General features: G+C 59.5%; 20 protein-coding genes, 1 tRNA gene and 3 pseudogenes. 11 read left to right on the top strand and 13 right to left on the bottom strand.

Features of this window, described 5'->3' with window-relative positions; translation table 11 throughout:
* Positions 1-72: 72 nt before the first annotated feature.
* Complete coding sequence (locus tag ACXADQ_RS05260; RefSeq protein WP_475316261.1) at positions 73-1,746, bottom strand: GMC family oxidoreductase; 1,674 nt, start codon at positions 1,744-1,746, stop codon at positions 73-75.
* Between the two features lie 183 nt (positions 1,747-1,929).
* Between ACXADQ_RS05260 and ACXADQ_RS05255 the strand changes: the two genes are divergently transcribed.
* Positions 1,930-2,844, top strand: coding sequence for a LysR family transcriptional regulator (locus ACXADQ_RS05255; protein ID WP_475316257.1), 915 nt, complete (start codon positions 1,930-1,932; stop codon positions 2,842-2,844).
* Positions 2,845-2,996: 152 nt separating this feature from the next.
* Positions 2,997-3,540 (top strand): annotated as a pseudogene (locus ACXADQ_RS05250) (integrase core domain-containing protein); the annotation flags it as partial.
* An 89-nt stretch (positions 3,541-3,629) separates the two neighbouring features.
* Here the strand turns inward: ACXADQ_RS05250 and ACXADQ_RS05245 are convergent.
* A pseudogene (locus ACXADQ_RS05245) lies at positions 3,630-4,728 on the bottom strand (DDE-type integrase/transposase/recombinase); the annotation flags it as partial.
* Between the two features lie 86 nt (positions 4,729-4,814).
* Between ACXADQ_RS05245 and ACXADQ_RS05240 the strand changes: the two are divergent.
* Together ACXADQ_RS05240 and ACXADQ_RS05235 are read left to right on the top strand one after the other, a co-directional pair.
* Complete coding sequence (locus ACXADQ_RS05240) at positions 4,815-5,285, top strand: hypothetical protein (RefSeq protein WP_475316255.1); 471 nt, start codon at positions 4,815-4,817, stop codon at positions 5,283-5,285.
* A 104-nt stretch (positions 5,286-5,389) separates the two neighbouring features.
* Entirely contained in the window at positions 5,390-6,310 is a 921-nt protein-coding gene (locus ACXADQ_RS05235) for a restriction endonuclease (RefSeq protein WP_475316251.1), read from the top strand.
* Here the strand turns inward: ACXADQ_RS05235 and ACXADQ_RS05230 are convergent.
* The 7 genes and pseudogenes from ACXADQ_RS05230 to ACXADQ_RS05200 form a co-directional block, all read right to left on the bottom strand.
* Complete coding sequence (locus ACXADQ_RS05230) at positions 6,260-6,751, bottom strand: hypothetical protein (protein ID WP_475316247.1); 492 nt, start codon at positions 6,749-6,751, stop codon at positions 6,260-6,262. The two genes, ACXADQ_RS05235 and ACXADQ_RS05230, sit on opposite strands and share 51 nt — an antisense overlap.
* 117 nt (positions 6,752-6,868) lie before the next feature.
* Positions 6,869-7,252, bottom strand: coding sequence for a hypothetical protein (locus tag ACXADQ_RS05225; RefSeq protein WP_475316245.1), 384 nt, complete (start codon positions 7,250-7,252; stop codon positions 6,869-6,871).
* Complete coding sequence (locus tag ACXADQ_RS05220; protein WP_475316242.1) at positions 7,225-7,737, bottom strand: hypothetical protein; 513 nt, start codon at positions 7,735-7,737, stop codon at positions 7,225-7,227. Before ACXADQ_RS05220 ends, ACXADQ_RS05225 begins: the two co-directional genes overlap by 28 nt.
* An 84-nt stretch (positions 7,738-7,821) precedes the next feature.
* Positions 7,822-7,898: transfer RNA gene (locus ACXADQ_RS05215), tRNA-Pro, on the bottom strand.
* A 48-nt stretch (positions 7,899-7,946) separates the two neighbouring features.
* Entirely contained in the window at positions 7,947-8,894 is a 948-nt protein-coding gene (locus ACXADQ_RS05210) for a DMT family transporter (RefSeq protein ID WP_475316239.1), read from the bottom strand.
* A 110-nt stretch (positions 8,895-9,004) separates the two neighbouring features.
* Positions 9,005-10,110, bottom strand: a pseudogene (gene leuB / locus ACXADQ_RS05205) (3-isopropylmalate dehydrogenase).
* Between the two features lie 58 nt (positions 10,111-10,168).
* Entirely contained in the window at positions 10,169-11,062 is an 894-nt protein-coding gene (locus tag ACXADQ_RS05200) for a LysR family transcriptional regulator (protein ID WP_475316236.1), read from the bottom strand.
* A gap of 97 nt (positions 11,063-11,159) precedes the next feature.
* On the opposite strand from ACXADQ_RS05200, the gene ACXADQ_RS05195 reads away from it, so the two are divergent.
* A complete protein-coding gene (locus ACXADQ_RS05195) occupies positions 11,160-12,023 on the top strand; it encodes a Rossmann-fold NAD(P)-binding domain-containing protein (protein WP_475316233.1) in 864 nt (287 codons plus the stop codon).
* On the opposite strand, the gene ACXADQ_RS05190 is transcribed toward ACXADQ_RS05195, so the two are convergent.
* The 4 genes from ACXADQ_RS05190 to leuC all read right to left on the bottom strand — a co-directional run bounded on the left by ACXADQ_RS05190 (position 12,020) and on the right by leuC (position 16,226).
* On the bottom strand, positions 12,020-12,874 hold the full coding sequence (locus ACXADQ_RS05190; protein ID WP_475316231.1) for an endonuclease/exonuclease/phosphatase family protein: 855 nt from the start codon (positions 12,872-12,874) through the stop codon (positions 12,020-12,022). The two genes, ACXADQ_RS05195 and ACXADQ_RS05190, sit on opposite strands and share 4 nt — an antisense overlap.
* A gap of 101 nt (positions 12,875-12,975) precedes the next feature.
* The gene (locus ACXADQ_RS05185) at positions 12,976-13,809 is read right to left on the bottom strand and encodes a hypothetical protein (RefSeq protein WP_475316228.1); all 834 of its coding nucleotides are present in this window, start codon (positions 13,807-13,809) and stop codon (positions 12,976-12,978) included.
* Between the two features lie 389 nt (positions 13,810-14,198).
* On the bottom strand, positions 14,199-14,804 hold the full coding sequence (leuD, locus tag ACXADQ_RS05180) for a 3-isopropylmalate dehydratase small subunit (protein WP_475316227.1): 606 nt from the start codon (positions 14,802-14,804) through the stop codon (positions 14,199-14,201).
* 12 nt (positions 14,805-14,816) lie between these two features.
* Positions 14,817-16,226, bottom strand: coding sequence for a 3-isopropylmalate dehydratase large subunit (gene leuC, locus ACXADQ_RS05175; RefSeq protein WP_475316225.1), 1,410 nt, complete (start codon positions 16,224-16,226; stop codon positions 14,817-14,819).
* A gap of 240 nt (positions 16,227-16,466) precedes the next feature.
* Here leuC and ACXADQ_RS05170 point away from each other — a divergent pair, with 240 nt between their 5' ends.
* The 6 genes from ACXADQ_RS05170 (at position 16,467) to ACXADQ_RS05145 (ending at position 23,050) form a co-directional block, all read left to right on the top strand.
* Positions 16,467-17,780 (top strand): mechanosensitive ion channel family protein, encoded by a 1,314-nt coding sequence (locus ACXADQ_RS05170; RefSeq protein WP_475316224.1) that lies wholly within the window; start codon positions 16,467-16,469, stop codon positions 17,778-17,780.
* Positions 17,781-18,044: 264 nt separating this feature from the next.
* Positions 18,045-18,410: a ribosome silencing factor gene (rsfS, locus tag ACXADQ_RS05165; RefSeq protein WP_475316221.1), complete on the top strand. Its 366-nt coding sequence runs from the start codon at positions 18,045-18,047 to the stop codon at positions 18,408-18,410.
* A complete protein-coding gene (gene rlmH / locus ACXADQ_RS05160; protein WP_475316216.1) occupies positions 18,410-18,880 on the top strand; it encodes a 23S rRNA (pseudouridine(1915)-N(3))-methyltransferase RlmH in 471 nt (156 codons plus the stop codon). The genes rsfS and rlmH overlap by 1 nt, the downstream gene beginning before the upstream one ends.
* 182 nt (positions 18,881-19,062) lie before the next feature.
* A complete protein-coding gene (gene gpmI / locus ACXADQ_RS05155; protein ID WP_475316211.1) occupies positions 19,063-20,583 on the top strand; it encodes a 2,3-bisphosphoglycerate-independent phosphoglycerate mutase in 1,521 nt (506 codons plus the stop codon).
* Positions 20,580-21,719, top strand: a complete 1,140-nt coding sequence (locus ACXADQ_RS05150; RefSeq protein ID WP_475316210.1) for a murein hydrolase activator EnvC family protein — start codon at positions 20,580-20,582, stop codon at positions 21,717-21,719. The genes gpmI and ACXADQ_RS05150 overlap by 4 nt, the downstream gene beginning before the upstream one ends.
* On the top strand, positions 21,716-23,050 hold the full coding sequence (locus tag ACXADQ_RS05145; protein ID WP_475316209.1) for a S41 family peptidase: 1,335 nt from the start codon (positions 21,716-21,718) through the stop codon (positions 23,048-23,050). The genes ACXADQ_RS05150 and ACXADQ_RS05145 overlap by 4 nt, the downstream gene beginning before the upstream one ends.

The raw sequence follows: 23,050 nt of genomic DNA, 5'->3' as shown, positions 1-23,050 counted from the left end.
CTGGCGCAGTCTTTCTCCCTAGGGTTTCAGAGCAGTATTCCCACATTTCGTAGGGTATCTTTTGCGCGTTGATTACGGGGTCTCGGCCAACATCCACTTGGCGGCCTTCTCGGCGATCATGAGCGTCGGAGAATTGGTGTTTCCCGAGGTGATTTCTGGCATCACCGAAGCATCGACAACGCGAAGCACCTGAATGCCTTTGAACCGAAGCTGCGGATCCAAAACAGCGCTTGGATCATCCGTGCGGCCCATTTTGATGGTTCCGACAGGATGGAAAATGGTATTGGCGATGTCGCCTGCCAGCTTGGCGAGTTCCTCATCGCTTTGATACTGAAGACCGGGTTTATATTCCTCGGGATCGTACTGGGCCATGGCGCCTTGTCCCATGATCTCACGGACTTGCCGCAGGCTTTGCGCTGCGATCAGGCGATCCTCTTCGGTATCAAGGTAGTTGGGCGAAATCTTCGGTGCGTCTCGAAAATCCGCAGAGCCAATGCGTACATGTCCCCGGCTCGTCGGATTCAGATTGCAGACCGAAACGGTCATCGCAGGGAAATCGTGCAGGTCTTCACCAAAGGCTTCCAGGCTCAGCGGCTGAACATGGTATTCAAGATTGGCGTGAGGACGCGACGGATCCGAGCGCGTGAAGGCGCCAAGCTGACTGGGGGCCATCGACATCGGGCCCGAGCGCTTGAACATATACTCCAGACCAATCTTCATCTTGCCAATCAACGAATTGGCCAGCGAATTCATCGTCTTGGTCCCATTGACTTTGTAGACCGCACGGATTTGCAGATGGTCTTGCAGGTTCTCCCCGACGAAAGGAGCATCCATTACCACGTCGATCCCGTGTTCTCGCAACAGGCCAGCGGGGCCAACGCCCGACAGCTGCAAAATCTGTGGCGAATTGATTGCCCCGGCCGATAGTACAGTTTCACGTCTGGCCGATACACGGCGCGTTTTGCCGTTCTGATGGACCACAGCTCCGATACAGCGCAATGCGCCCGTGCCGTCGTTGGTAAATTCCAGCTTCTCGACCTGCGCTTCGGTCCAGATTGTCAGGTTGCTGCGCGATTTTGCCGGTCTCAGGAAGGCTTTGGAGGTGTTCCAACGCCAGCCCGAGCGTTGGTTCACCTCGAAGTAGCCCACACCCGAATTGTCACCGGTATTGAAGTCTTCGGTCTTCTCGATCCCCGATTGCGTGGCCGCTTCGGCGAAACTGTCGAGCACATCCCAGCGCAGGCGTTGTTTCTCGATCCGCCATTCTCCGCCATGGGCGTGGAAGTCGGACACGCGGGCATTGTTTCCCGTCGCTGGATCGGCGCCATTGTCGAGCTTATAGAAGTCTTCATGCGCCTTGAAATCCTCGAGAGAGTTGTTCCAGTTCCAGGCCTCTTCTCCCGTCAAAGCGGCCCAGTTGTCATAGTCACGCGCCTGACCGCGCATATAAATCATTCCGTTGATCGAGGAGCACCCGCCAAGCGTTTTTCCGCGTGGATAGCGCAAAACGCGACCATTCAAACCCTTGTCGGATTCAGTGTTATACATCCAGTCTGCGCGGGGATTCCCGATGCAATACAAATAGCCGACGGGGATATGAATCCAAGGATAGGTGTCGGGTTTGCCAGCCTCCAGCAGCAATACCCGGTTCTTCGGATCCGCGCTCAGGCGATTGGCCATAAGGCATCCTGCGGAACCGGCGCCAATCACGATGTAATCGAAATCGTGCATATCATTTGCTGGCATATTCATCATCTCCCCTTGATGGTCTGGCGTTGTTTGGGAAACGCATGAAGGCGGATTGCGCCAAAAAAGAAGCGCTATCAGGCGTCAACGCCCCTCCCAAAGCATTGGTTGACGCCGTTGATATGCGGATGAGAGCTTCAAAGCTAATGACATTTTCACCTATCAGATATAAAGGATATTAATATGGAGAGATTCACCAATATCGCCGGCCTTTTGGCGTTCGTCACCGTTGCAAAAGAGGGCAGCGCGTCTGCGGCATCGGGTATTCTCAACCTCACGCAGCCTGCCATTAGCCACCAGCTCAAGCGATTGAGCGACGACATAGGCGTGACGCTTTTCAAGCGCGCTCCGCATGGCCTCGAACTCACTGAAGAGGGTAAAAAACTGCTTGTCAAAGCCGAGCAGGTCATTGACAGCATGAGCGAGTTTCAACGCAGCGCCAGCCACCAGTCCGAGCGTATCCGCGGCACGGTTCGGATCGGAACGATCGTCGACCCTGCCTTCATCCGTCTTGGCCTTCTGCTTGGCAAATTGCGCCGTGACTATCCGGATATCGAAACCCAGATCCATCACGGCATGAGCGGGGAAACACTGCAGCGTCTAAATCGGCGCCAGATCGACTCGGGCTTTTATCTCACCAGCCCACATGATCTCGACAAAGTCGGGCAAGAGCTGGACGATCACGCGCATGTGCGCAAGCTTGCTGACTTTTCTTACCGCGTCATTGGCCCGGCCGGCTGGGATCGACAGATCTCGCAATGTGACTGGCCCACGCTGGCAAAGCTCCCCTGGATTGGCACGCCCGAGCTTTCTGTGCACAACCGCCTCTTGCGACCCATATTCGAATCCCATGGCGTCAAACAAAACGCTGTTGCTCAGGTGGATCAGGAATCATCCATGCTTGAGATGGTGCGCTCTGGCATCGGCCTCAGTTTGAGCCGCGAGTCCATTGCTTTGGAGCAAAAACAATCCACGGGCTTAGCGGTTTGCGAATTTGTCAGTGTGCCCGCATGCCTATGTTTCGTGACACGCGAAAGAGGTGGCCACGACCCCGTTCAAAGGGCCGTCAGCGAGACCATCAAGGCCGTTTGGGACTAGATTTTCGAACCATACCTTGCCCGCAGGCAAAGTTGCCAAGCCGCCCTTGATGCGCCTGTTGAGATCAGGACGTCTCGCCCGTTCATGGGATACATCAATTCGGTAGGGTCAGAACGCTGGTGAGCGTTGCGGTGGCTGCAAGCACCACCAGAATGGGCGCCAGAAGGCCGATAGTTGTGCCGGATGGTGAGAACCAGCGTTGGAGCCTGAATTTCGTCTCAGACGCCTTCACCGGCGGCCGCCGGTTCCGCATCCTTGCCGTGGCAGACGACCCTACCCGTGAGAGCCTGACACCGATCGCCGACACATCCCTGTCCGGCTTGCGGGTCACGCGGGAACTGGACCGGGTCATTTCCGAGCGCGGGATGCCGGGAACAATTGTGTCTGACAACGGCACCGAATTTACCAGTATGGCGGTGCTCAGGTGGGTTCAGGACAACGGGATCGACTGGCCTTACAACGCGCCGGGAAAACCAACCCAAAACGCATTCATCGAAAGCTTCAACGGCAAGCTGCGCCTCTCTCGGCAGATTTGTTTCACAAATCGCCTGCCGGGCAATGGACGAATGCCTCAACGAAACGCACTTTAGCTCACTGGCCGGGGCCCATGAAACGCTGGAAGCAGGGCAAGAGGATGACAATTATCAAAGACTACATTCGGTGTTGGGCAACCTGAGACCGATCGAATTTGCAGAGAAATGAACATCGACAAACTGGCCGCGTAAGGCCATCAAACCAAACCCAAGGACTCTACAAGGTTGGAGGAAACTTGGGGCTCAGGTCAGGTTCTTCAGAGTCTGGTGCCACCTCTCGATCTTGCCCTGGGTCTGGGGGGATAGGGTGCGCTGCGGACATGGTCTATCTGCCGGTCTTTCAACCAATTTGCCAACTCCCCCGAGATGTAACTCGACCCGCTCGCCATTGTGCTCGAACCAATGGCGCCTTCAATGGCTTGTTCGCTGAGCAGGCGCGGCTTGTGCAGGACCGTCGCCTGATCGCAGCCCGAAGCCTGCAGCGCCAGGTCCAGCGTGTCGGTGACATCGCCCGACTTCATCGTCGTGCAAAGCTTCCAGGCGATGATGTAGCGGCTGAAGTCGTCGAGGATGGTGGACAGGTAGAACCAGCCGTCGTGCCGAAGGCACGCCTCCGGCGTGACCGATGACCTTCAGGTAAGTGAAGTCGGTCTGCCACAGCTGGTTTGGCCGGGTCGTCTTGTCCCGGAACTCGTCAGCTGCGGACACAACCACTTAGGCTGGGCTGGTGATCAGGTCATAAGACTTGAGGATGCGATATTCGGAAGACTCGGACATCGAGACCTTTGTCCGCCATTGGTCCGAGGATAATGGTCGAGGATACTTTTCCGTGTCAGCGAACTGCACTGCCAACTCGTGCGGCGCCAGGTCGCTCTCCTTCAGGGCCAGATCCTTGACCTTCTCGCGCACCGCTTCGGGAATACGGTTCCAGACCCAGGATGGCCTGGGGTTGCGATCCTCAAGCGCCTCGGCACCACCCGACAGATACCGATCATACCAACGGTAGAAGGTCGTTCTTGGGATGCCCAGATTGTCAACGTGCGTTTCGTCGGAAGGTGCAACCCTTCGACGAGCCGGACAATCTCCAGCTTCTCGGATGCGGGATATCTCATTCGTCATTCGACCATTGTCCTCGGATCAATGGCGCCCAAAGGTCTCATCCCCCATCCCCGAGCATGCTTTTTTTGAGAAGGCGCAGTTCTAGGGCCTGTTCGGCAACGACCTCTTTCAGGTCCTGGGCCTCACAACCCAGATCCTTGACCTCGGTCGAAGTGGCCGCACGCGCCGTGTCCCCAGCCAGGCGCTTCTTCCCAGCTTCGAGGAACTCCTTCGACCAGCTGTAATACAGGCTCTAGCGCCGCGTTTGTCGTGGCTCGCAACGATGATACCACGTTCGGAATATTGCACAGTCAGTTTCACGAATTGTGGGTGCTGAGAATGGGCACGTACCTCGGAGTTGGAAATGATCCGCGATACACACCTTCGTCAACGTTTGAGACATTCGCATTTCCGGAAGGGTTGACACCCAACATTCCACCTTCTGGCTATGTTGACGATCCGCGCGCTCAGGCAATCGCTACCGCCGCTGCACGCTTAGACGAACTCCGCGAAAACTGGTTGAACCCGCCTGATCTGGTTGAGCGTGTGCCTGAGGTGGTTCCCGGCTTTCCTGATCGCGTCCTTCCCAAAGATGAAGTAGCGGCAAGGGAACTCAAGAAGCGCACCCTGACCAACCTCTACAATGCGCGTCCCGCTTGGCTGGATCACGCCCACCGCGCCTTAGATGAAGCCGTTGCCGAAGCCTATGGCTGGGGTGACGACTGGCGGGCTGGGAAACTGACCGACGACGAAATTCTCGCACGACTGTTTCGGCTGAATCAGGAACGGGCCACGAAGCAAGACAAGTGAGATAGCGTTATGGCGAAACACCGACAGTCTGGGGCCTTCATATGGGCCGACATGTAGGCAGCCGTCCCGTAGACGAGGGATACGTCGCCATTGGGTGGCATGAGGTGGGGGACATCCGCAAAATCGAGAACGGGCGTGATGGTCTGAAAGAAGCGCTCCTGCGTTTGGTTCCCGGCGAAACGGAAGGAGCCGCACCAGTGCATGCAGTTGTTCTCTTTCGCTTCGCCCATGAAATGCAGTCTGGTGACATCGTCGTTTACCCCTCCAAGCATGATCGGATGGTGAACATCGGGCGCTTCACAGGTGGGCCGGAACACATCGAAGATGACCCTGATGAATACCCCAATCGTCGCCCGGTCGAATGGCTGGGTCACTGCCCTCGCAGCGATTTCAGCCAAAGCGCGTTGAACGAGATCGGTTCTGCGGTAACGCTGTTCAAGGTCAAACGCCACAGGGATGAGTTCTTGACCAAGGCAGATCTCTTGGAAGCGCCGGAAAAGGAAGCTGACGGCGAAACTGCCGACGACGAAACCGCGACCATATCGGTATCCCAGCAGGCCGAAGATACGACGGAGGATTTCGTGATCTGCCGCATCATGGCGTCGCTGAGCGGTCACCAGTTTGAGGAACTCGTTGCGCACGTGCTGGAATGTATGGGCTATACCGCACGGGTTACCCAAAAGTCGGGCGATGGAGGCGTTGATGTGATCGCCCACATGGATGCACTGGGCTTCCAACCGCCGATTGTAAAGGTCCAGTGCAAGCGCATGACATCGCAGATCGGAGGTCCTGAGGTGAACCAACTATTGGGAACACTGGGGGAAGGTGAGTACGGGTTGTTCGTATGCCTTGGGTCTTTCAGCCGACAAGCCACCGAACTGGAACGGAACCGCGCCAAGTTGCGGTTGGTAGACGGTGAGGCATTTGTCGAAATGGTGCTCGACAATTACCCCAACCTGTCCCCCCGCTATCGCTCAATCATCCCGTTGAAGAACATCTATGTCCCAGACATCGGTAAGGCCTGAGGGCAAGCCAAGCGTGTCATGGTCAGCAGATTTTTGCCGCACCGAAAGAGCGTCCCCAAACGCCTCTTCAATGTCGGGCCGGTGCATGTTGTAGTGCTTCTTCAACACATCCTCCGTGGTATTCACCGCCTCAGCAATGATGTTGAACGGGATGCCCGCCCTGACCATGTGGGTAATCGCTGTGCGCTTCATCGTGTGGTGCGTGACTGGTTTTGTCACGCCTGCTTCCTTAGCTACTTCGGCGAGACCTTTCTTCAAGCTCTTCACTCGCTTCCCGTTGTAGGTGATGACATAAGGCTGTGACCGGTCGCCGGTGTGCAAAAGATACTTCATCAGTCGTAGATTCTGACCGATTGGGATTTGTGGACGGCGCTTGTTCCCACTGCCTGCGCCAAAGTCAATGTACGCTCCTTTGGCGACCGCACCGGTTTCACGGTCCACAGGGTCGTTTGCGCCTCGAATTTCGCGGTCTTTCGGGCCACCCCTAACACGCTCATTTAGAGGTATCGGCACGCGTTCCAACACTTCAAAGCGGGTCTCGGGAATATATACCTGCTCTCAAGTCAACGAAAGGATGGCTTCTTTCCGCGCACCTGTAGCTAGAGCGATTAATAGAAATCCCGCTAGGTGGTCGCGGTTCCTCTCCCGGTCAGTTTTTGTGCCATTGACGAAGATCGGGCGCGGTTCGCAAGCCGCGATCATTCGCTCCATTTCTTCCTTTGTGAGCCAAACCGTAGTGTCCCGAACAGGCTCCCCCTCGGAAATATAAAAGTCTGGCGGGTAATCGGTGTAGCGGTTCTTCCGGGCGCGCATCAGCGCGGCTCGCAGGACCCGTAGGTCTTTGCAGGCGGTGTTCCGGCTGGTGGTCCCATATTGCCCATCGAAATCCTGATGTGCCTTCCAGCGAGGTTTCTTCATCCGCCATTCAATGTATTTGTCCACGGAATCCTGTACGATCTCATCCCAATGTAGGTCCCCAGATATTCCTTTAGCGGACCCACATTTGCCGCCATGGGGCCGGACGTGGACTCCGCTTTCTCGCGGCAGATGTAGGCAAAATACTGGTCCACGACCCAAGCGACAGTTGGGCGTGCAGGAATTTCAGGGCGAGCAAATTCCTTGGCGAAAGCATCGTGCAGGGCCTCGGCTTCGCGCTCAACTTTGGTCCCGTGGGAATGCCGTCGGGTCTTACGATCATCGTCTTTGTAGATCGTTTCCCAGTAGCCATCCTTTCGCTGCTGAAGGCGCGGCGCGTCAGGGTCAACGGAAGGCGCGTCGGACTGGAAATCATCCAGCTTTTTCTGGGCCTTTTTTTCGTTCTTGGTCTTCGTGGTTTTGCGCCGAGGCTTCCCGGTTTCAGGGTCTGAAAACACGATTTCCCAATAGTCGTCGGGCCTCTGGCGGAGATATGGGACAGTGCTCTTCATAAGAACATCCTCGCGATTCTGCGCAACTCATGCAAGCTTGCACAAGTTGCAGGTTCCAGTTTTCGCGTATGTTCTTGATTTTATTGGTCGGAGTGAGAGGATTCGAACCTCCGGCCCCTGCCTCCCGAAGACAGTGCTCTACCAGGCTGAGCTACACTCCGACTGGCGGGCGTCGTACGCTGTTCCGGTCCTGATGGCAAGCCCTTGGGTCAAGATTTTCGTCGCAAAACAACGGAAATGCGGAATGCCCCGGGTGAGAAGCCGCGTGTCCGGGTGCGCAGCACAGGCGTGTTGTCAGATTGGCCTCCGACCGCTTCACGCAGCACGATATACAGGCCGCTTGCGATAATGATGCTGGCGCCGAGGATGGTGGTGCCATCGATCAGCTCGTCGAACAGGACGTATCCGAAAACAGCGGCCCAGATGATCTGAGAATATTGCATTGGGGCTACCATGGCTGCTTCGGCGCGCACATATGCGGCGACCAGACAGAACGCGGCGATGAAGCCCATGACCGCAACAACCGCCATCCCGGCAAGGTCTTGCAGGGGCATGGGTTTATAGACGAAGGCCAGCATCGCCCCCATCATCACGAATGTGGCCGCCAGGGGGTACAGCATCATGGCCACGCTGCGCTCTTGGGCGCCGATGCGGCGGGCGATGATCGACTGGATGGCATTGAACAGAGCGGCCAGCAGCGCCGCCAGATGCCCCAGGCCCAAAGGTTCAGCCCCGGGGCGCAGCACCACAATCACCCCAACCAGGCCGACCAGAACCGCTAAACCACGGTGAAAGCCCACTTTTTCGCCCAGGATCGGGATGGCCAGCAGGGTGATCAGCAAGGGGCTGGCGAAGAGAATCGCATAGGTCTGCGCCATCGAGAGGACCGAGAACGCATAGAACGCACACAGGCTGACCAACGCCATGGAGACCGATCGCAGCGCCATCCACCAAGGGAAAACCGGGCGCAAATGGCCGGGGGTCTTGTCACTGACCAGCATGATCGTGACCAGCGGAAAGGACATCAAAGAGGTAAAGAACAGCAGTTGCACCGGCGAGTAGGTCCCGCCCAGAACACGCACGACGACGTCGTGCGATGAAAAGATCGCAAAGGACAGCAGGGCCAGCAAGGCGCCTTGGGTGTTTGGCCCGGTCATGTCGGCCTCCGGCTCGGCGTGTTAACGCAAACAGCTTACGCTGATCGCTGCGGTTTCCAAACAAAAAAAGCCCGGCCGAAGCCGGGCTTTCAAGCAACGTTGCAAATGGCTTACAGGCTTGCGTCCAGCGCGCCGACGATGGCGTCGCCCATTTCGCTGGTGCTGATCGGGGTGCCGCCTTCGGGGCCCAGCAGATCACCGGTGCGCGCGCCCTGGGCCAGAACGGTTTCGATCGCGGCCTCCAAGCGGTCGGCCTCGGCGCCTTGGTCGTACGAGTAGCGCAGCGCCATCGCGAAGGACAGGATACAGGCGATCGGGTTGGCCTTGCCCTGACCGGCAATATCGGGGGCCGAGCCGTGCACGGGTTCGTACATCGCCTTGGGGCGACCGTTGGCCATGGGCGCACCCAAGGACGCCGAGGGCAGCATGCCCAGCGAGCCGGTCAGCATCGCGGCCGCATCCGACAGCAGATCGCCGAACAGGTTGTCGGTGACGATCACGTCAAACTGCTTGGGCCAGCGGCACAGCTGCATCGCGCCGGCGTCGGCATACATGTGCGACAGTTCTACATCGGAATATTCGGCCTGGTGCACCTCGGTGACGACGTCGCGCCACAGGATACCCGATTCCATCACGTTGGCCTTCTCCATCGAGCAGACCTTGTTGCCACGCTTGCGGGCCAGTTCAAACGCCGAACGCGCAACGCGGGCGATTTCGCTTTCGGTGTAGCGCTGGGTATTGATGCCCACACGCTCGTTGCCTTCTTCGATGATGCCGCGGGGCTCGCCAAAGTAGATGCCCGAGGTCAGCTCGCGTACGATCATGATGTCCAGACCGGCGACCACGTCCTTTTTCAACGACGAGAAATCGGCCAGTGCGTCAAAGCACTGCGCGGGGCGCAGGTTCGAGTACAGGTCCATTTCCTTGCGCAGACGCAGCAGGCCGCGCTCGGGCTTCACGCTGAAGTCCAGATCGTCGTATTTCGGGCCACCCACGGCGCCCAGCAGAACGGCGTCAACCGACTGGGCCAGTTCCATGGTTTCGTCGGTCAGCGGGGTGCCATGCGCGTCATAGCTGGCGCCACCGACCAGACCCTCTTGGACGTCGATGGTCAGGTCACGCTTGGCGCCGAACCAGTCGATTACCTTGCGCACTTCGGCCATGACTTCGGGGCCGATGCCGTCACCAGGCAAATCAAAAGCGAGGGGTTGGTCATTGTTGCTGTCCTTCGTAGAAATCCGTTGGACTTCGCCTATCGCCTGCAGGCCGAAGGGTCAAGAAACGAAGGGCAAAAGGCCCTTTTCCAGCGCCTCCCAGACCACGGAAACCCGCGGAGTGCGGCGCGTGGCCTGCGGTGCAGCCAGCCAGACCGGCAATGGGGGAATCGGAATGCCAAGGTCCAGGGGCTCTACCTCGGGTGCGCGCTCGATCAGAATCTTCTGGCTAAAGCCTATGCCACAGCCCGCGCGCAGCAGTTGCCAATACGCATTTTGATCGTCACAGCGGACCGCAAACCAATCGCGCGTGGCCGTGATGCCCAACGCCCGCATGCCCTGCAGGATCAGCTCGCTTTGATCATAGCCGATCAGCGTGTGCTGGCTCAGGTCCTCCAGGCAAAGGGGCCGGCCATGGTGATCCAAATAGGCGGTGGCCGCGCACACGCTGATCTGGATATCGCCAAGGTGGCGTGTCACGATATCCAGCTGTTCGGGGCGATACATGCGCACGGCGACATCTGCCTCGCGAAACAGCAGATTTTCGGTGTCATCTGTCGCGATCAGATCAATCTGGATCATCGGATAGTCAGCCCGGAGCTGCGCAATGATCGGCGGCAGCAGGTGCTGCGAGACGATTTCCGAGGCCGTTACCCGCACAGTTCCCCGCAGGTTGCTTTCCCGACCGGCGACGGTCAGTTCAATCTGTTTCATCGCGTCGCGCATCTGACGCGCGGCTGCCAGAATGGCGTGGCCTTCCTCGGTCAGGTCCAAACCACGGGCGTGACGCGTGAACAGCACACTGTCCAGATCTTGCTCCAGCTGTCTGATCTGACGGCCCAGCGTGGGTTGGCTTTGACCCGTCAGGCGCGCGGCTGCCGAAAGCGACCCGCCTTCGGCCACGGACAGGAAGGATTGCATCAGGGACCAATCGGGATGAGGTGTCAAAGCCATTCACAAATGAATACCTATATGACGTTTTTTCGCAATACCCATTCACCAATGCGACGCCTAAGTTCACATCAACGCAACCCAAACCGGAGAGTATCCCATGCCCAACACTGTCCTGATCCTTGGCGCCACTGGCCGTTTTGGCCGCAACACTGCTGATGCTTTTGCCCAAGCGGGCTGGTCCGTGCGCCGCTTTGACCGCAAAACCGATGATCTTGCGAACGCCGCCAATGGTGCGGACGTGATCGTCGCTGGCTGGAACCCACAATATCACCACTGGGCGACGCAAGTGCCCGGCCTGCACGCCCAGATTCGCAAGGCCGCATTGGACAATGACGCCACGGTTATCCTGCCTGGAAATGTCTATGTCTTTGGTCCTCAGGCCCCCAGCCCATGGTCCGAAAACACACCGCATCTGGCGGAAAACCCGTTGGCTCTGATCCGGCGCGACATGGAAGAGTCCTATCGTCGCGAGGGCGTCAAAACCATCCTCCTGCGCGCCGGGGACTATCTGGATACCAAGGCGTCCGGCAACTGGTTCGACCAGATCATCGCCAAGCCTCTGAAAAAGGGACGAATCTCGTTTCCTGGTGCGCCTGACGCGCCCCATGCCTGGGCCTATTTGCCCGATCTGGCCCGTGCTGTGGTGTTGCTGGCCGAAAAACGCCAGGCACTAGCTCGGTTCGAGGACATCCCTTTTCCCGGCTATACGCTCAGCGGAAATCAGATGGCCAAGGCGATCGCTAAATCGATCGGTCGCCCCGTGAGGTTGCGCAAAATGTCGTGGTTGCCGCTGCATCTGGCGCGCCCGTTTATGCCGATGGCGAAACACCTGTTCGAAATGCGATATCTGTGGTCGCTGCCCCATGCGCTGAGCGGCGAGAAATTCGAACAGCAGCTGCCGGATTTCAAAGCAACACCGATACAAGAGGCTCTGGATGTGGCCACCAGGCCCCTCCGCTAGGGCGGTTCGACATCCACCCAGACAAGCCGATGGCGGCTGGCTTTGGCGGCGGGGGCAGACATCTCGACCCCGGCCGCGATGACCTTCAGATCACGCGATGGCAGAACATAATCCACCCGCATCCAGCCCAGACCCAGTTTGCGCCAGTCCACGGTGGGTTCTCTGCGCAACGGGTCTTGTATCCTTGAATGACCCAGCAGCGCGTTGATCGCAGGCTTGCGACCCTCTCCTTTTTGAGGGTCATTGTTGGCATCGCCCAGCAGCACGAAGGGACCGGGCAGGGAGCTAATTCCGTCGGTAATGGCATTCAACTGATGGGCATTGCGCAGGCCATTGCGATCCTCGGGACCATCGAAGACGGGTGGGGTGGCATGAAACCCAACGACGGTCAGGGGCAGTTCGGGCGCGTTAACCTTCAACACCCAGTGCCCGACCGAGGCCAGCCGCAACACCGACGCCCCCGGGCCCCAGACGGCCTGGATTGGCTCTGGGTCTACGAGATCGCTCCACACTTGCCCCGATAAATCCGTGGCCTCGGAGATCGCAAAGCGCGACATCAGCAACAGCCCGCCCTGGCCCGCGAACTGACCATAGCCATGAGCATCCTCAGGGCCATGCTTACGCCTGTCTTGGTTCAGGTCGAACCCGGTGGGGACACCGGTATTCGGAGCGAAGGCAAAGACATGCGAGAATGCATGCCCCTGATCCGCTATCCGTGTTTGCAATGCCTTGGCAGCCTCGAGCGCGTGGTCGTAATCCACGTCCTGCAGCAGAAGCACATCGGGGGCCGCGCGCGCAATCACCCGCGCAATGGCCTGAAGCTGGGGATCGCCTCGCAAAATATCGCGCAACAAAAGCCCCGGCCCGTCGCGCGACAATTCGGTGTTATAAGTGGCCAGACGGATCGGCTCGGCCCAGGCCGGCCAGGCCAGCAGCGCCAGAAGCAGAGCAATCAGACGGCCTGCATATCCTGCTCGGCCTCGGCATAGGCGCGGCGGCGCTTTTCTTCGATCATATCGGCGACGCGGCCGATGGCGATCCCTCTCATGATCATCGAAGCTGGCAACAGGGCCCATGCGGTCATTGTCCAAATCAAGGTCTGCGAATGCGCCAGGGTGACCGGGTCAATCAGGGTCGACGCCAGCTTTACCAAGGCAGGAATCAAGAATGGCAGCACAAATCCTAATGCAATGTTAATGCGCGCATCACGATAGAGCCGCGACAGCGCATCGCCCACCGTGGGGTCAAACATTGGCAGGTTCACCCAGACATTGAAGGCTCCGTTGCGCGCGGGCCAGCCCATAAAACGCACATGGATCAGGAACACGAACATCGTGACCAGCGAGATAAAATAGGACAGCCCCGCCGCGATCCGCACATCTGCGATCAGCTCTTTTGGAGCGTTGATCGGCATCATGAGCACGACCAGCCGGACCGGAGAATAAGGGAAATCAATCGTGTTCCCCAGCAACGTGCCCAAGGCTGTCAGGGCCTGGCTAAGCTCGGACGGGTAAACCTTGCCGCGGGCGATCACGCTGAGAATCAGCACCAGCAGCAGTACCGCGCCAAACCGCAACCGGTTGAAGGGGGGCGCATATCGGAATTCGACCACGCTGGGGAATTCGCTGTTGTATTCAAGGAAGGTCAGGATCGCGACGACCATGGCCAGGATCAGCACCAGCGCCGTCGAGTCATTCATCGTGCCCGGCAAAAACACCGAGGGCGTCGCCACCAGCAACGCCATAAGTAACGCGCGCAAAACTGCGCCTGCAAATCGTTCGATCACTGCTCGATCCCTTCAAACTGGCCGAGCGCGATACGTTGCCGTGCCCTGTGTCCAACTTGATCCCGCCAATTTGGGCGGTATGCCTCATTATTGCCCAAATGTTGCCTTCTTTCATCTGCCGAGACAAGAGATAGTGCAGTAAAAACCAAGGATTACGGCGAAAACGTGGCGGATGTGGTGCGAGAATGCATCAAGCCACTGACAGGGCGCCACCAAACCTGCTCACTATCGCAAGATGTTGTGTTTGCCCTCTAGACAGCCACCAATTGCCTGACCGCTTTTGGCGGATTTTCCACAAAGACATCAGGGTGTTAACCTTTGTGGGCACCTCTCCAAAACACAAAGGCCGCCCCAAACGGAACGGCCTTTGCTTCGCTTTGCGCGGCTGCTTACACCCAGGGGCGTGCGGCAGACATTTCTGCTTCGAAGGTTTTGATCGAGTCGGCCTTCTCCATGGTCAGACCGATGTCATCCAGGCCGTTCAGCAGGCAGTGCTTCTTGAACGCATCCACTTCGAACGAGATCGCAACACCGTCCGAGGTGGTGATCTCTTGCGCTTCCAGATCGACGGTCATGCGGGCGTTGGCCCCCTTTTCCGCGTCGGCCATCAGGATGTCGACCTGTTCTTGCGGCAGGACGATCGGCAGGATGCCGTTCTTGAAGCAGTTGTTAAAGAAGATGTCGGCGAACGAGGTCGACACGATGCACTTGATGCCGAAATCAGCGATCGCCCAGGGGGCGTGCTCGCGCGACGAGCCACAGCCGAAGTTGTCGCCGGCGATCAGGATCTCTGCGTCACGGTATTGCGGTTTGTTCAGCACGAAATCGGGGATTTCAGTGCCGTCGCGGTTATAGCGCATCTCGTCGAACAGGTTCACACCGAAACCGGTGCGCTGAATCGACTTCAGGAACACCTTGGGGATGATCATGTCGGTGTCGATATTCACCAGCGGCATGGGGGCGGCGATGCCCAGCAGTTTTTGATACTTTTCCATTGTGCTGGCTCCTTACATCAGCTCGCGAACGTCGGTCAGCTTGCCGGTCAATGCGGCAGCGGCGGCCATGGCAGGGGACACCAGGTGGGTGCGGCCCTTATACCCCTGACGCCCCTCGAAGTTGCGGTTCGAGGTCGAGGCGCAGCGCTCGTTCTCGGACAGCTGGTCGGGGTTCATCGCCAGGCACATGGAACAGCCCGCAAGGCGCCACTCGAAACCGGCCTCTTTGAAGATATCGGCCAGGCCTTCCTCTTCGGCTTGTGCGCGGACCAGACCCGAGCCAGGCACGATCATGGCACGCATGCCGTCCTTGATCTTTTTGCCTTTGACGACTTCGGCCACGGCGCGCATGTCCTCGATCCGGCCGTTGGTGCAGGACCCGATGAACACGGTGTCGATTTCAATGTCCGACAGTTTCTGACCGGGGGTCAGGCCCATATATTCCAGCGAGCGAGCAGCCGCTTCGACCTTGCCGCCTTCGAAATCCGAGGGGCTGGGCACGACGGCCGAGATCGGCAGAACATCCTCGGGCGAGGTGCCCCAGGTGACGACGGGCTCGATGTCTTCGCCGCGCAGGGTGACGACCTTGTCGAAATGCGCGCCTTCGTCGGTGTAGAGCGTTTTCCAGTATTCCAGAGCCTGCTCGAACAGACCGGCCTTGGGCGCGTGGGGACGGCCCTTGACGTATTCAAAGGTGGTTTCGTCCGGCGCGATCAGGCCAGCGCGCGCGCCGCCTTCGATGGCCATGTTGCAGACGGTCATGCGGCCTTCCATCGACAGATCGCGGATCGCTTCGCCGCAATATTCGATGACATAGCCTGTGCCGCCGCCCGTGCCGGTTTCACCGATCACGGCCAGGGTGATGTCCTTGGCGGTTACACCGGGCTTCAGTTTGCCGGTGATTTCGACCTTCATGTTCTTGGACTTCTTCTGGATCAGCGTCTGGGTGGCCAGAACGTGCTCGACCTCAGAAGTACCAATGCCGTGGGCCAGCGCACCGAATGCGCCGTGGGTCGCGGTGTGGCTGTCGCCGCACACAACGGTCATGCCGGGCAGGGTCCAGCCCTGTTCAGGGCCGACGATGTGCACGATGCCCTGACGGACGTCGGACACGGGGTAGTAGTGCACGCCGAATTCCTTGGCGTTCTTGTCCAGCGCCTCGACCTGGATGCGCAATTCCTCGGTCATCTGGCTGGGGTCTTCGCGGCCCGCGGTGGTGGGCACGTTGTGATCGGGCACAGCGATGGTTTTTTCCGGCGCGTGCACTTTGCGGCCGGCCATACGCAGGCCTTCGAACGCCTGAGGGCTGGTCACTTCGTGCACCAGGTGGCGGTCGATATACAGCAGGCAGGTGCCATCGTCAGCTTCGTGGGCGACGTGGGCATCCCAGATTTTATCATAGAGTGTCTTCGGGGCGGTCATGGTCCTCTCCCGTGGATTGTCTTCAGGTGTGTTCAGGGTGTGACAGGGATGGGCGCGCCTTATAGGCGGGCCAGAACAGTCAGCGTCGCGCCAAAGAACCGCCAGGGCAGGCGCGCGCGGTCATCCATGTCAAAAATCCGTGTCATGCAGGGGCAGATACTCTTTTGTGCAGATTTTATCAAGGGGGGCTTAGCCCCTCGGGGCTTGCCCGTCGGGCCATACGCGTGCCACGATGCCCGTATGGAGGAAACCGAAACCACCCCACCACCCCCCCAGACATCCGAAGAACTGGTCCTGGACCTGGTCGCGGAAGCCGAGAAATTTCTGACCGGGCTACTGCGCCCCTGGAATGCCTATCAGGTTCTGATCATTCTGGGGCTGGTGGTCACCGCCCATTTGCTGACGCGCCTTTTGGCGCCGCGGTTCCAGAACTGGATGCGACATCGCGAAGGCTGGCCGATGTGGCGGATGCGTTTCCTGGTGCTGATCCATCGTCGGATGCGGCTGATCTTTTTTGTGATGACCATATGGCCCACGGTTTGGATCATGCGCGAGCTGACCTGGCCATCGCGATCCTATTTGCTGGGGATTATCGGGCAACTCGCCTTTGCATGGCTTGTAATCGCAATTGCCACACGGCTGATTGCCAACGGCTTCCTCAGGGCCGTGATCCGATATGCCGGTTGGATTTGGGTGACGTTGTCGATCCTGAACCTGACAAGCGAGGCCCAGACTTTGCTGGACGGTCTGGCGCTGCATCTGGGCGAGACCCGGATCTCTGTCTGGTTGATGATCCAGGCCATCGCAGCACTGGCGGTTCTGATGGCAGGCGCACGCTTTGTTTCAACGTCTGCGGCAACAACCATCCGGAAAAACCCGGACATAAGCCCCTCGATGCAGGTGCTGGCCATCAAGTTCTTGCAGGTGCTTCTGTATGGGGTGGCGTTCTTTGCTGGCCTGCGCGCCGTAGGCGTGGATCTGACAGGGTTGGCGGTTCTGTCGGGCGCGATCGGCGTTGGTTTGGGCTTTGGCCTGCAAAAAGTGGTCTCGAACCTAGTGTCGGGCATCATCATCCTGCTGGACAAGTCGATTAAGCCTGGGGACGTGATCTCGTTGGGGGAAACCTTTGGCTGGATCAACTCTCTGGGTGCGCGCTATGTCAGCGTTGTGACGCGGGACGGCAAGGAATACTTGATCCCGAACGAAGACCTGATCACCGGTCAGGTGGTGAACTGGTCGCACTCGAATGAATATGTGCGGCTGGATATCTTTTTTGGCACCGCCTATCACGACGATCCTCACAAGGTGCGCCAGATCGCCATCGATGCGGCCAAGAGCGTGGATCGCGTGCTGAGCTTCAAGCCGCCGGTCTGTCACATCGTGAATTTCGGCAATTCCAGCGTGGACTATATTCTGAGGTTCTGGATCGAGGACCCAACGGGGGGGCTGACCAATATTCGTGGGAATGTCTATCTGGCCCTGTGGGACGCCTTCCAGGCGCATGGCGTATCAATCCCCTTCCCGCAGCGCGAGGTCAAACTGTTACAAGATTGAGCGCGCTGTCGCGCGCGCTGGATATCTCGTCATCGGCCTTTGGCCGCTTCCTCGGGATTGGCGCCTGGGGCGAATGTCTGCCTGAAATTGGGACGAATGCGCCACAGGCACCGGCGAGGTCTTGAACAGTTCGTTGAGATTTTACATATGCGGTGCTAGCCTGAACACGTCCAGCGCCGGGACTTTGGCGGCGCATGATGCAAGGAGGACAATGTCCTGTCTCTTAACTTCAGCGCGGCAGATGCCGCGGATGCGGGGGCTGTCATGACGGCACCTGCGACTGACGCAACCAGCGAAGCGCTGCTTGCACGCATTCTCTCATCTCTTGAAGACGACAAAGCCGAAGACATCGTGCAGATCGATCTGCGCGGGAAAACCTCGATTGGCGATTATATGGTGATCTGCTCGGGGCGGTCCTCGCGTCAGGTTGCTGCAATTTCCGAAAAGCTGGTCGAGCGGGTCAAACATGACTTCGGTCGTGTTTCCAAGGTCGAGGGCAAGGATGCGGGTGACTGGGTTCTGATAGACACTGGCGACGTGATCGTGCATGTCTTCCGCCCGGAAGTGCGCGAGTTCTACCAGATCGAAAAGATGTGGATGCCCGCCGGGGCCACCCCCGCCGACAGCTGATGCGTGTTCATATTTGCGCGGTGGGCCGGCTGCGCGCCGGGCCCGAACGTGCGCTGATTGATGACTACCTGACCAGGTTTGATCGCACGGGTCGGAGTCTTGGCCTCGGCCCTGCGAAGATTCACGAGGTCGAGGACAAGAAAGGTGGCGGCATGCCAGCCGAGGCCACCCAGCTGGAACGTGCAATCCCCAAAGGCGCCGTCATCTGCACCATGGACGAGCGCGGATCACTCCTCAGCTCACCCGAATTCTCACAAAAACTGGCCAAATGGCGCGATGCCGGACGCGCCGATTTGGCCTTTGTGATCGGCGGTGCGGATGGCATTGACCCATCCCTGCGCGCCAAGGCAGATTTCTCGATTTCCTTGGGCAAGATGGTCTGGCCACATATGCTGGCCCGCGCCATGCTGTGCGAACAGCTCTATCGCGCCGCCTCGATCCTGGCCGGCAGCCCCTATCACCGCGCCTGACCTTCACCTTTCTTTGCTCTGCAAATACTCCTGCACACAGCCTGCCAAACGCGCGGCGCTTGCCGGTATACGGGGCATTTCCGCCCAGACCGCCTCATAAGTGGTTTGAGAGGTTCACCCCGACGCGCGAAGCAGGTAGAAGCAGGGCAAATGACCTGGCACCCAGACGGAGCCCCAAAGACATGACTACACCCAAACCCGTTGTTTTGTGCATTCTGGATGGCTGGGGCCTGTCCCCGGAAACCGAACATAACGCCCCCTATCAGGCGCAGACACCCACCTTTGACCGGTTGATGCAGACCTGTCCCAACAACACTCTGATCACCCATGGTCGCGACGTCGGCCTGCCGACAGGGCAGATGGGGAACTCCGAGGTCGGGCACACCAATATTGGTGCGGGCCGCGTGGTGGCGATGGACCTGGGGCAGATCGACTTGGCAATCGAAGAGGGCTCGTTTCAAACCAACGACGCGCTGGTTGCCTTCATCGACCGGATGAAGGCCTCGGGCGGAACGGCGCATCTGATGGGCTTGGTGTCAGATGGCGGTGTACATGGCCACCTGACCCATATCATTGCCGCGATCCAGGCCGTTGCTGCGGCCGGGGTGCCGGTGGTGCTGCATGCGGTGACCGACGGGCGCGATGTGGCGCCCAAATCGGCCTTTACCTATTTCGAAGACCTCACCGCCGCCCTGCCGGAGAACGCCTCGGTCGGCACCGTGACCGGGCGCTATTACGCGATGGATCGCGACAATCGCTGGGAACGCGTGGGCGAGGCCTACGAGGCCATGATCCACGGCAACGGTGGCAAATCGGCCAGCGCCCATGCGGCTGTTGATGCGGCCTATCAGCGGGAAGAAAGCGACGAGTTCATCACCGCAACGGTGATTGGCGACTATGCGGGTGCCAAGGATGGTGACGGGTTCTTCTGCCTGAATTTCCGTGCGGACCGGGCGCGCGAGATTCTGCGGGCCGTGGCCGAGCCTGGCTTTGATGCCTTCGACACCGGCGCGCGCCCGGATTGGGCGGCGCTTCTGGGGATGGTCGAATATTCCGAAGGGCATAACGCCTATATGCAAACCGTGTTCCCGCCGCGTGACATCGTCAACACGCTGGGCGAATGGGTCGCCAAGCAGGGCAAGACTCAGTTCCACCTGGCCGAGACCGAAAAATACCCGCATGTGACCTTCTTTCTGAACGGCGGCAAGGAAGATCCCGAAGAGGGCGAAGACCGCTACATGGCGGCCTCGCCCAAGGTGGCGACCTATGATCTGCAACCTGAAATGAGCGCGGGCGAGGTGACGGATGAATTCGTCAAGGCGATCGAGGCCGGATATGACCTGATCGTCACCAACTATGCCAACCCGGATATGGTTGGCCATACCGGCGATCTGAAGGCCGCGATGGCCGCGTGCGAGGCCGTGGATCAGGGTCTGACCCGCGTGGTTGCCGCCCTGGAAAAGGTCGGCGGCGCGATGATCGTAACAGCCGATCACGGCAACTGCGAAACCATGGTCGATCCGGTGACCGGCGGGCCGCACACTGCGCATACCACCAACCCGGTGCCGGTGATTCTGGTCGGCGGTCCCGAAGGCGCGCAATTGCGCAGCGGAGGCCGTCTGGCCGATCTGGCCCCCAGCCTGCTGGCCCTGATGGGGCTGGAACAACCCGCTGAAATGACCGGGAAAAGCCTGCTGGAATGATCCGGTTCGCGGCAATCCTGGCGCTTTGCCTGTGGCCCCTGACGCTTGGGGCGACGACCGATCCGGCCACGGCGGCGCGGGCGGCGGCAAAAGCCTTGGAAGAGGCCGCAGGTTCATTGGCCAAGGCCAAATCGGCGCGCGACCGGGTCAAGGCTCTGACGGTGACGCTGAAAGCCTACGAAGACGGGCTGGAGGCCATGCGCGACGGGCTGCGTCAGGCCGCCTTGCGCCAGGCCCGGTTGACCCAGGAATTGCAGCTCCGAGAGGCCGAGATCGCTCAGCTGTTGGGCGTGTTGCAAGGCATCAGCGCGGCCCCCGCCCCAGTGGCGATGATCCACCCGGACGGGCCGACAGGCACGGCGCGGGCAGGGATGCTGCTGGCCGATGTGACGCCCGCGCTGAACGCCAAAGCCGCCGAGCTGCGCGCCAAACTGGACGAGGTCCGCACCCTGCGCCTGTTGCAGGAAAGCGCGGCAGACACGCTGCGGCGTGGGCTGGACGGGGTGCAGCGTGCTCGGGCGGAACTGTCTCAGGCGCTGGCTGATCGCACCGACTTGCCCCGGCGTTTCAACGAAGACCCGGTGAAAACCGCAATTCTGATCTCGTCGACGGAAACGCTCGAAGGGTTCGCCAGTGGGCTCTATGACATTGCGGACGACGAGGCCGAAGGCGGTCTGCCCGATATCAGCCACCGCAAGGGTGAACTGCCCCTGCCCGTGCCCGGCCGCATGTTGCTGGACGCCTACGAAGAAGATGCCGCAGGAATCGCCCGCCCCGGTGTTGTGCTGGCCACGCGGCCGCGCGCGCTTGTCACCACGCCCACTGCCGCGACGATCCGATACCTTGGGCCGTTGCTGGATTACGGCAACGTGATGATCCTTGAGCCCCAATCAGGCCTGTTGTTCGTTTTCGCAGGGCTGGAAACCGTCTACGGTGCCGCTGGTCAGGTTCTGCCGGGCGGCAGCCCCGTGGGTCTGATGGGTGGGCAAGAAGCCGAAGCCGGCGCAATTCTGTCACAGACGAGCGATGGGGCTGGAACTGAGGCGACAGAAACGCTCTATATAGAGGTCAGACAGGACAACGTGCCGGTGGATCCCGCCGAGTGGTTCGCAATGAAGAGGAAAAGAAACCCATGAAGAAGTTCGTCATGGCTGCGGTCTGCGGCACGCTGGCAGGTGTTCTGGTGACCACGCAGGTGGCCGGCCCGTTGCTGGCGCAGGAAAGCGCACAAAAGACCAATGTCTACGAACAGCTGGACCTGTTCGGTGATATCTTCGAACGCATTCGCGCTCAGTATGTCGAAGAAGTCGACGAGAAGAAGCTGATCGAGGCCGCAATCAACGGGATGCTGACCTCTTTGGACCCGCACTCCAGCTATCTGCCCCCGCAGGATGCGGCCGACATGCGCATGCAAACCCGCGGTGAATTCGGCGGACTGGGGATCGAGGTCACGCAGGAAGAGGGCTTTGTCCGGGTTGTCACCCCGATGGACGGCACCCCGGCGCAGGCGGCTGGCGTGGAAACCGGCGACTTCATCACCCATGTCGATGGCGAAAGCCTGCTGGGCCTGACGCTGGACGAAGCCGTGGAACTGATGCGTGGCCCCGTCGGCAGCGAGATCATCATCACCGTCGTGCGCGAAGGCGAGCCCGAGCCCTTCGATATCTCGATCATTCGCGACACCATCAAGCTGACCGCTGCACGCGCCCGGATCGAGGGCAGCTCGGTCGTGGTGCGTGTCACCACCTTCAACCAGCAGACCTTCCCCAATGTGCAGGACGGCCTGACCAAAGCGATCGAAGAACTGGGCGGCCTGGATCAGGTCAACGGCATCGTTCTGGACCTGCGCAACAACCCCGGCGGGCTACTGACGCAGGCGATCCAGCTGTCTGATGCCTTCCTGGAAAGCGGCGAGATCGTCTCGACCCGCGGGCGCGACCCGGAACAGGGGGAACGCTTCAACGCGACCCCCGGCGACATGATCGAGGGCAAACCCATCGTGGTGCTGATCAACGGCGGCTCGGCCTCGGCGTCAGAGATTGTGTCCGGCGCATTGCAAGACCATCACCGTGCCATCGTTGTCGGGACCAAAAGCTTCGGCAAAGGCTCGGTCCAAACCGTGATGCCCCTGCGCGGCGATGGCGGTATGCGCCTGACCACCGCGCGGTACTACACGCCGTCGGGGCGCTCGATCCAAAATCTGGGCGTCTCGCCGGATATCGTGGTGGAACAGCCCCGCCGTCGCGTGAACGAAGAGGACAAGTCCGCAACCAACCGCAACTCGCGCTCCGAGGCTGATCTGCGCGGCACCCTGTCCAATGACAGCCTGACCGAAGACGAGATCAAGCAGATCGAAGAAGAACGCGCCAAGGCCGAAGCTGCCGCCCAACTGCGCGAGGACGATTTCCAGCTGGCCTATGCTCTGGATCTGCTCAAGGGCCTGTCGGCCATCGACACGAAAGACTGA

The organism is Thalassovita sp. ABM4_323 (assembly GCF_056158665.1).
The sequence above is the reverse complement of the archived record's forward strand: the minus strand, read 5'-3'. Positions and strand labels throughout refer to the sequence as shown.

Coding starts and splice junctions, on each gene's coding strand:
- ACXADQ_RS05260 (WP_475316261.1), bottom strand. CDS start 1,746: ATGCCAGCAAATGATATGCACGATTTCGATTACATCGTGATTGGCGCC.
- ACXADQ_RS05255 (WP_475316257.1), top strand. CDS start 1,930: ATGGAGAGATTCACCAATATCGCCGGCCTTTTGGCGTTCGTCACCGTT.
- ACXADQ_RS05240 (WP_475316255.1), top strand. CDS start 4,815: ATGGGCACGTACCTCGGAGTTGGAAATGATCCGCGATACACACCTTCG.
- ACXADQ_RS05220 (WP_475316242.1), bottom strand. CDS start 7,737: ATGAAGAGCACTGTCCCATATCTCCGCCAGAGGCCCGACGACTATTGG.
- ACXADQ_RS05210 (WP_475316239.1), bottom strand. CDS start 8,894: ATGACCGGGCCAAACACCCAAGGCGCCTTGCTGGCCCTGCTGTCCTTT.
- ACXADQ_RS05200 (WP_475316236.1), bottom strand. CDS start 11,062: ATGGCTTTGACACCTCATCCCGATTGGTCCCTGATGCAATCCTTCCTG.
- ACXADQ_RS05195 (WP_475316233.1), top strand. CDS start 11,160: ATGCCCAACACTGTCCTGATCCTTGGCGCCACTGGCCGTTTTGGCCGC.
- leuD (WP_475316227.1), bottom strand. CDS start 14,804: ATGGAAAAGTATCAAAAACTGCTGGGCATCGCCGCCCCCATGCCGCTG.
- leuC (WP_475316225.1), bottom strand. CDS start 16,226: ATGACCGCCCCGAAGACACTCTATGATAAAATCTGGGATGCCCACGTC.
- ACXADQ_RS05170 (WP_475316224.1), top strand. CDS start 16,467: ATGGAGGAAACCGAAACCACCCCACCACCCCCCCAGACATCCGAAGAA.
- rsfS (WP_475316221.1), top strand. CDS start 18,045: ATGACGGCACCTGCGACTGACGCAACCAGCGAAGCGCTGCTTGCACGC.
- rlmH (WP_475316216.1), top strand. CDS start 18,410: ATGCGTGTTCATATTTGCGCGGTGGGCCGGCTGCGCGCCGGGCCCGAA.
- gpmI (WP_475316211.1), top strand. CDS start 19,063: ATGACTACACCCAAACCCGTTGTTTTGTGCATTCTGGATGGCTGGGGC.
- ACXADQ_RS05150 (WP_475316210.1), top strand. CDS start 20,580: ATGATCCGGTTCGCGGCAATCCTGGCGCTTTGCCTGTGGCCCCTGACG.
- ACXADQ_RS05145 (WP_475316209.1), top strand. CDS start 21,716: ATGAAGAAGTTCGTCATGGCTGCGGTCTGCGGCACGCTGGCAGGTGTT.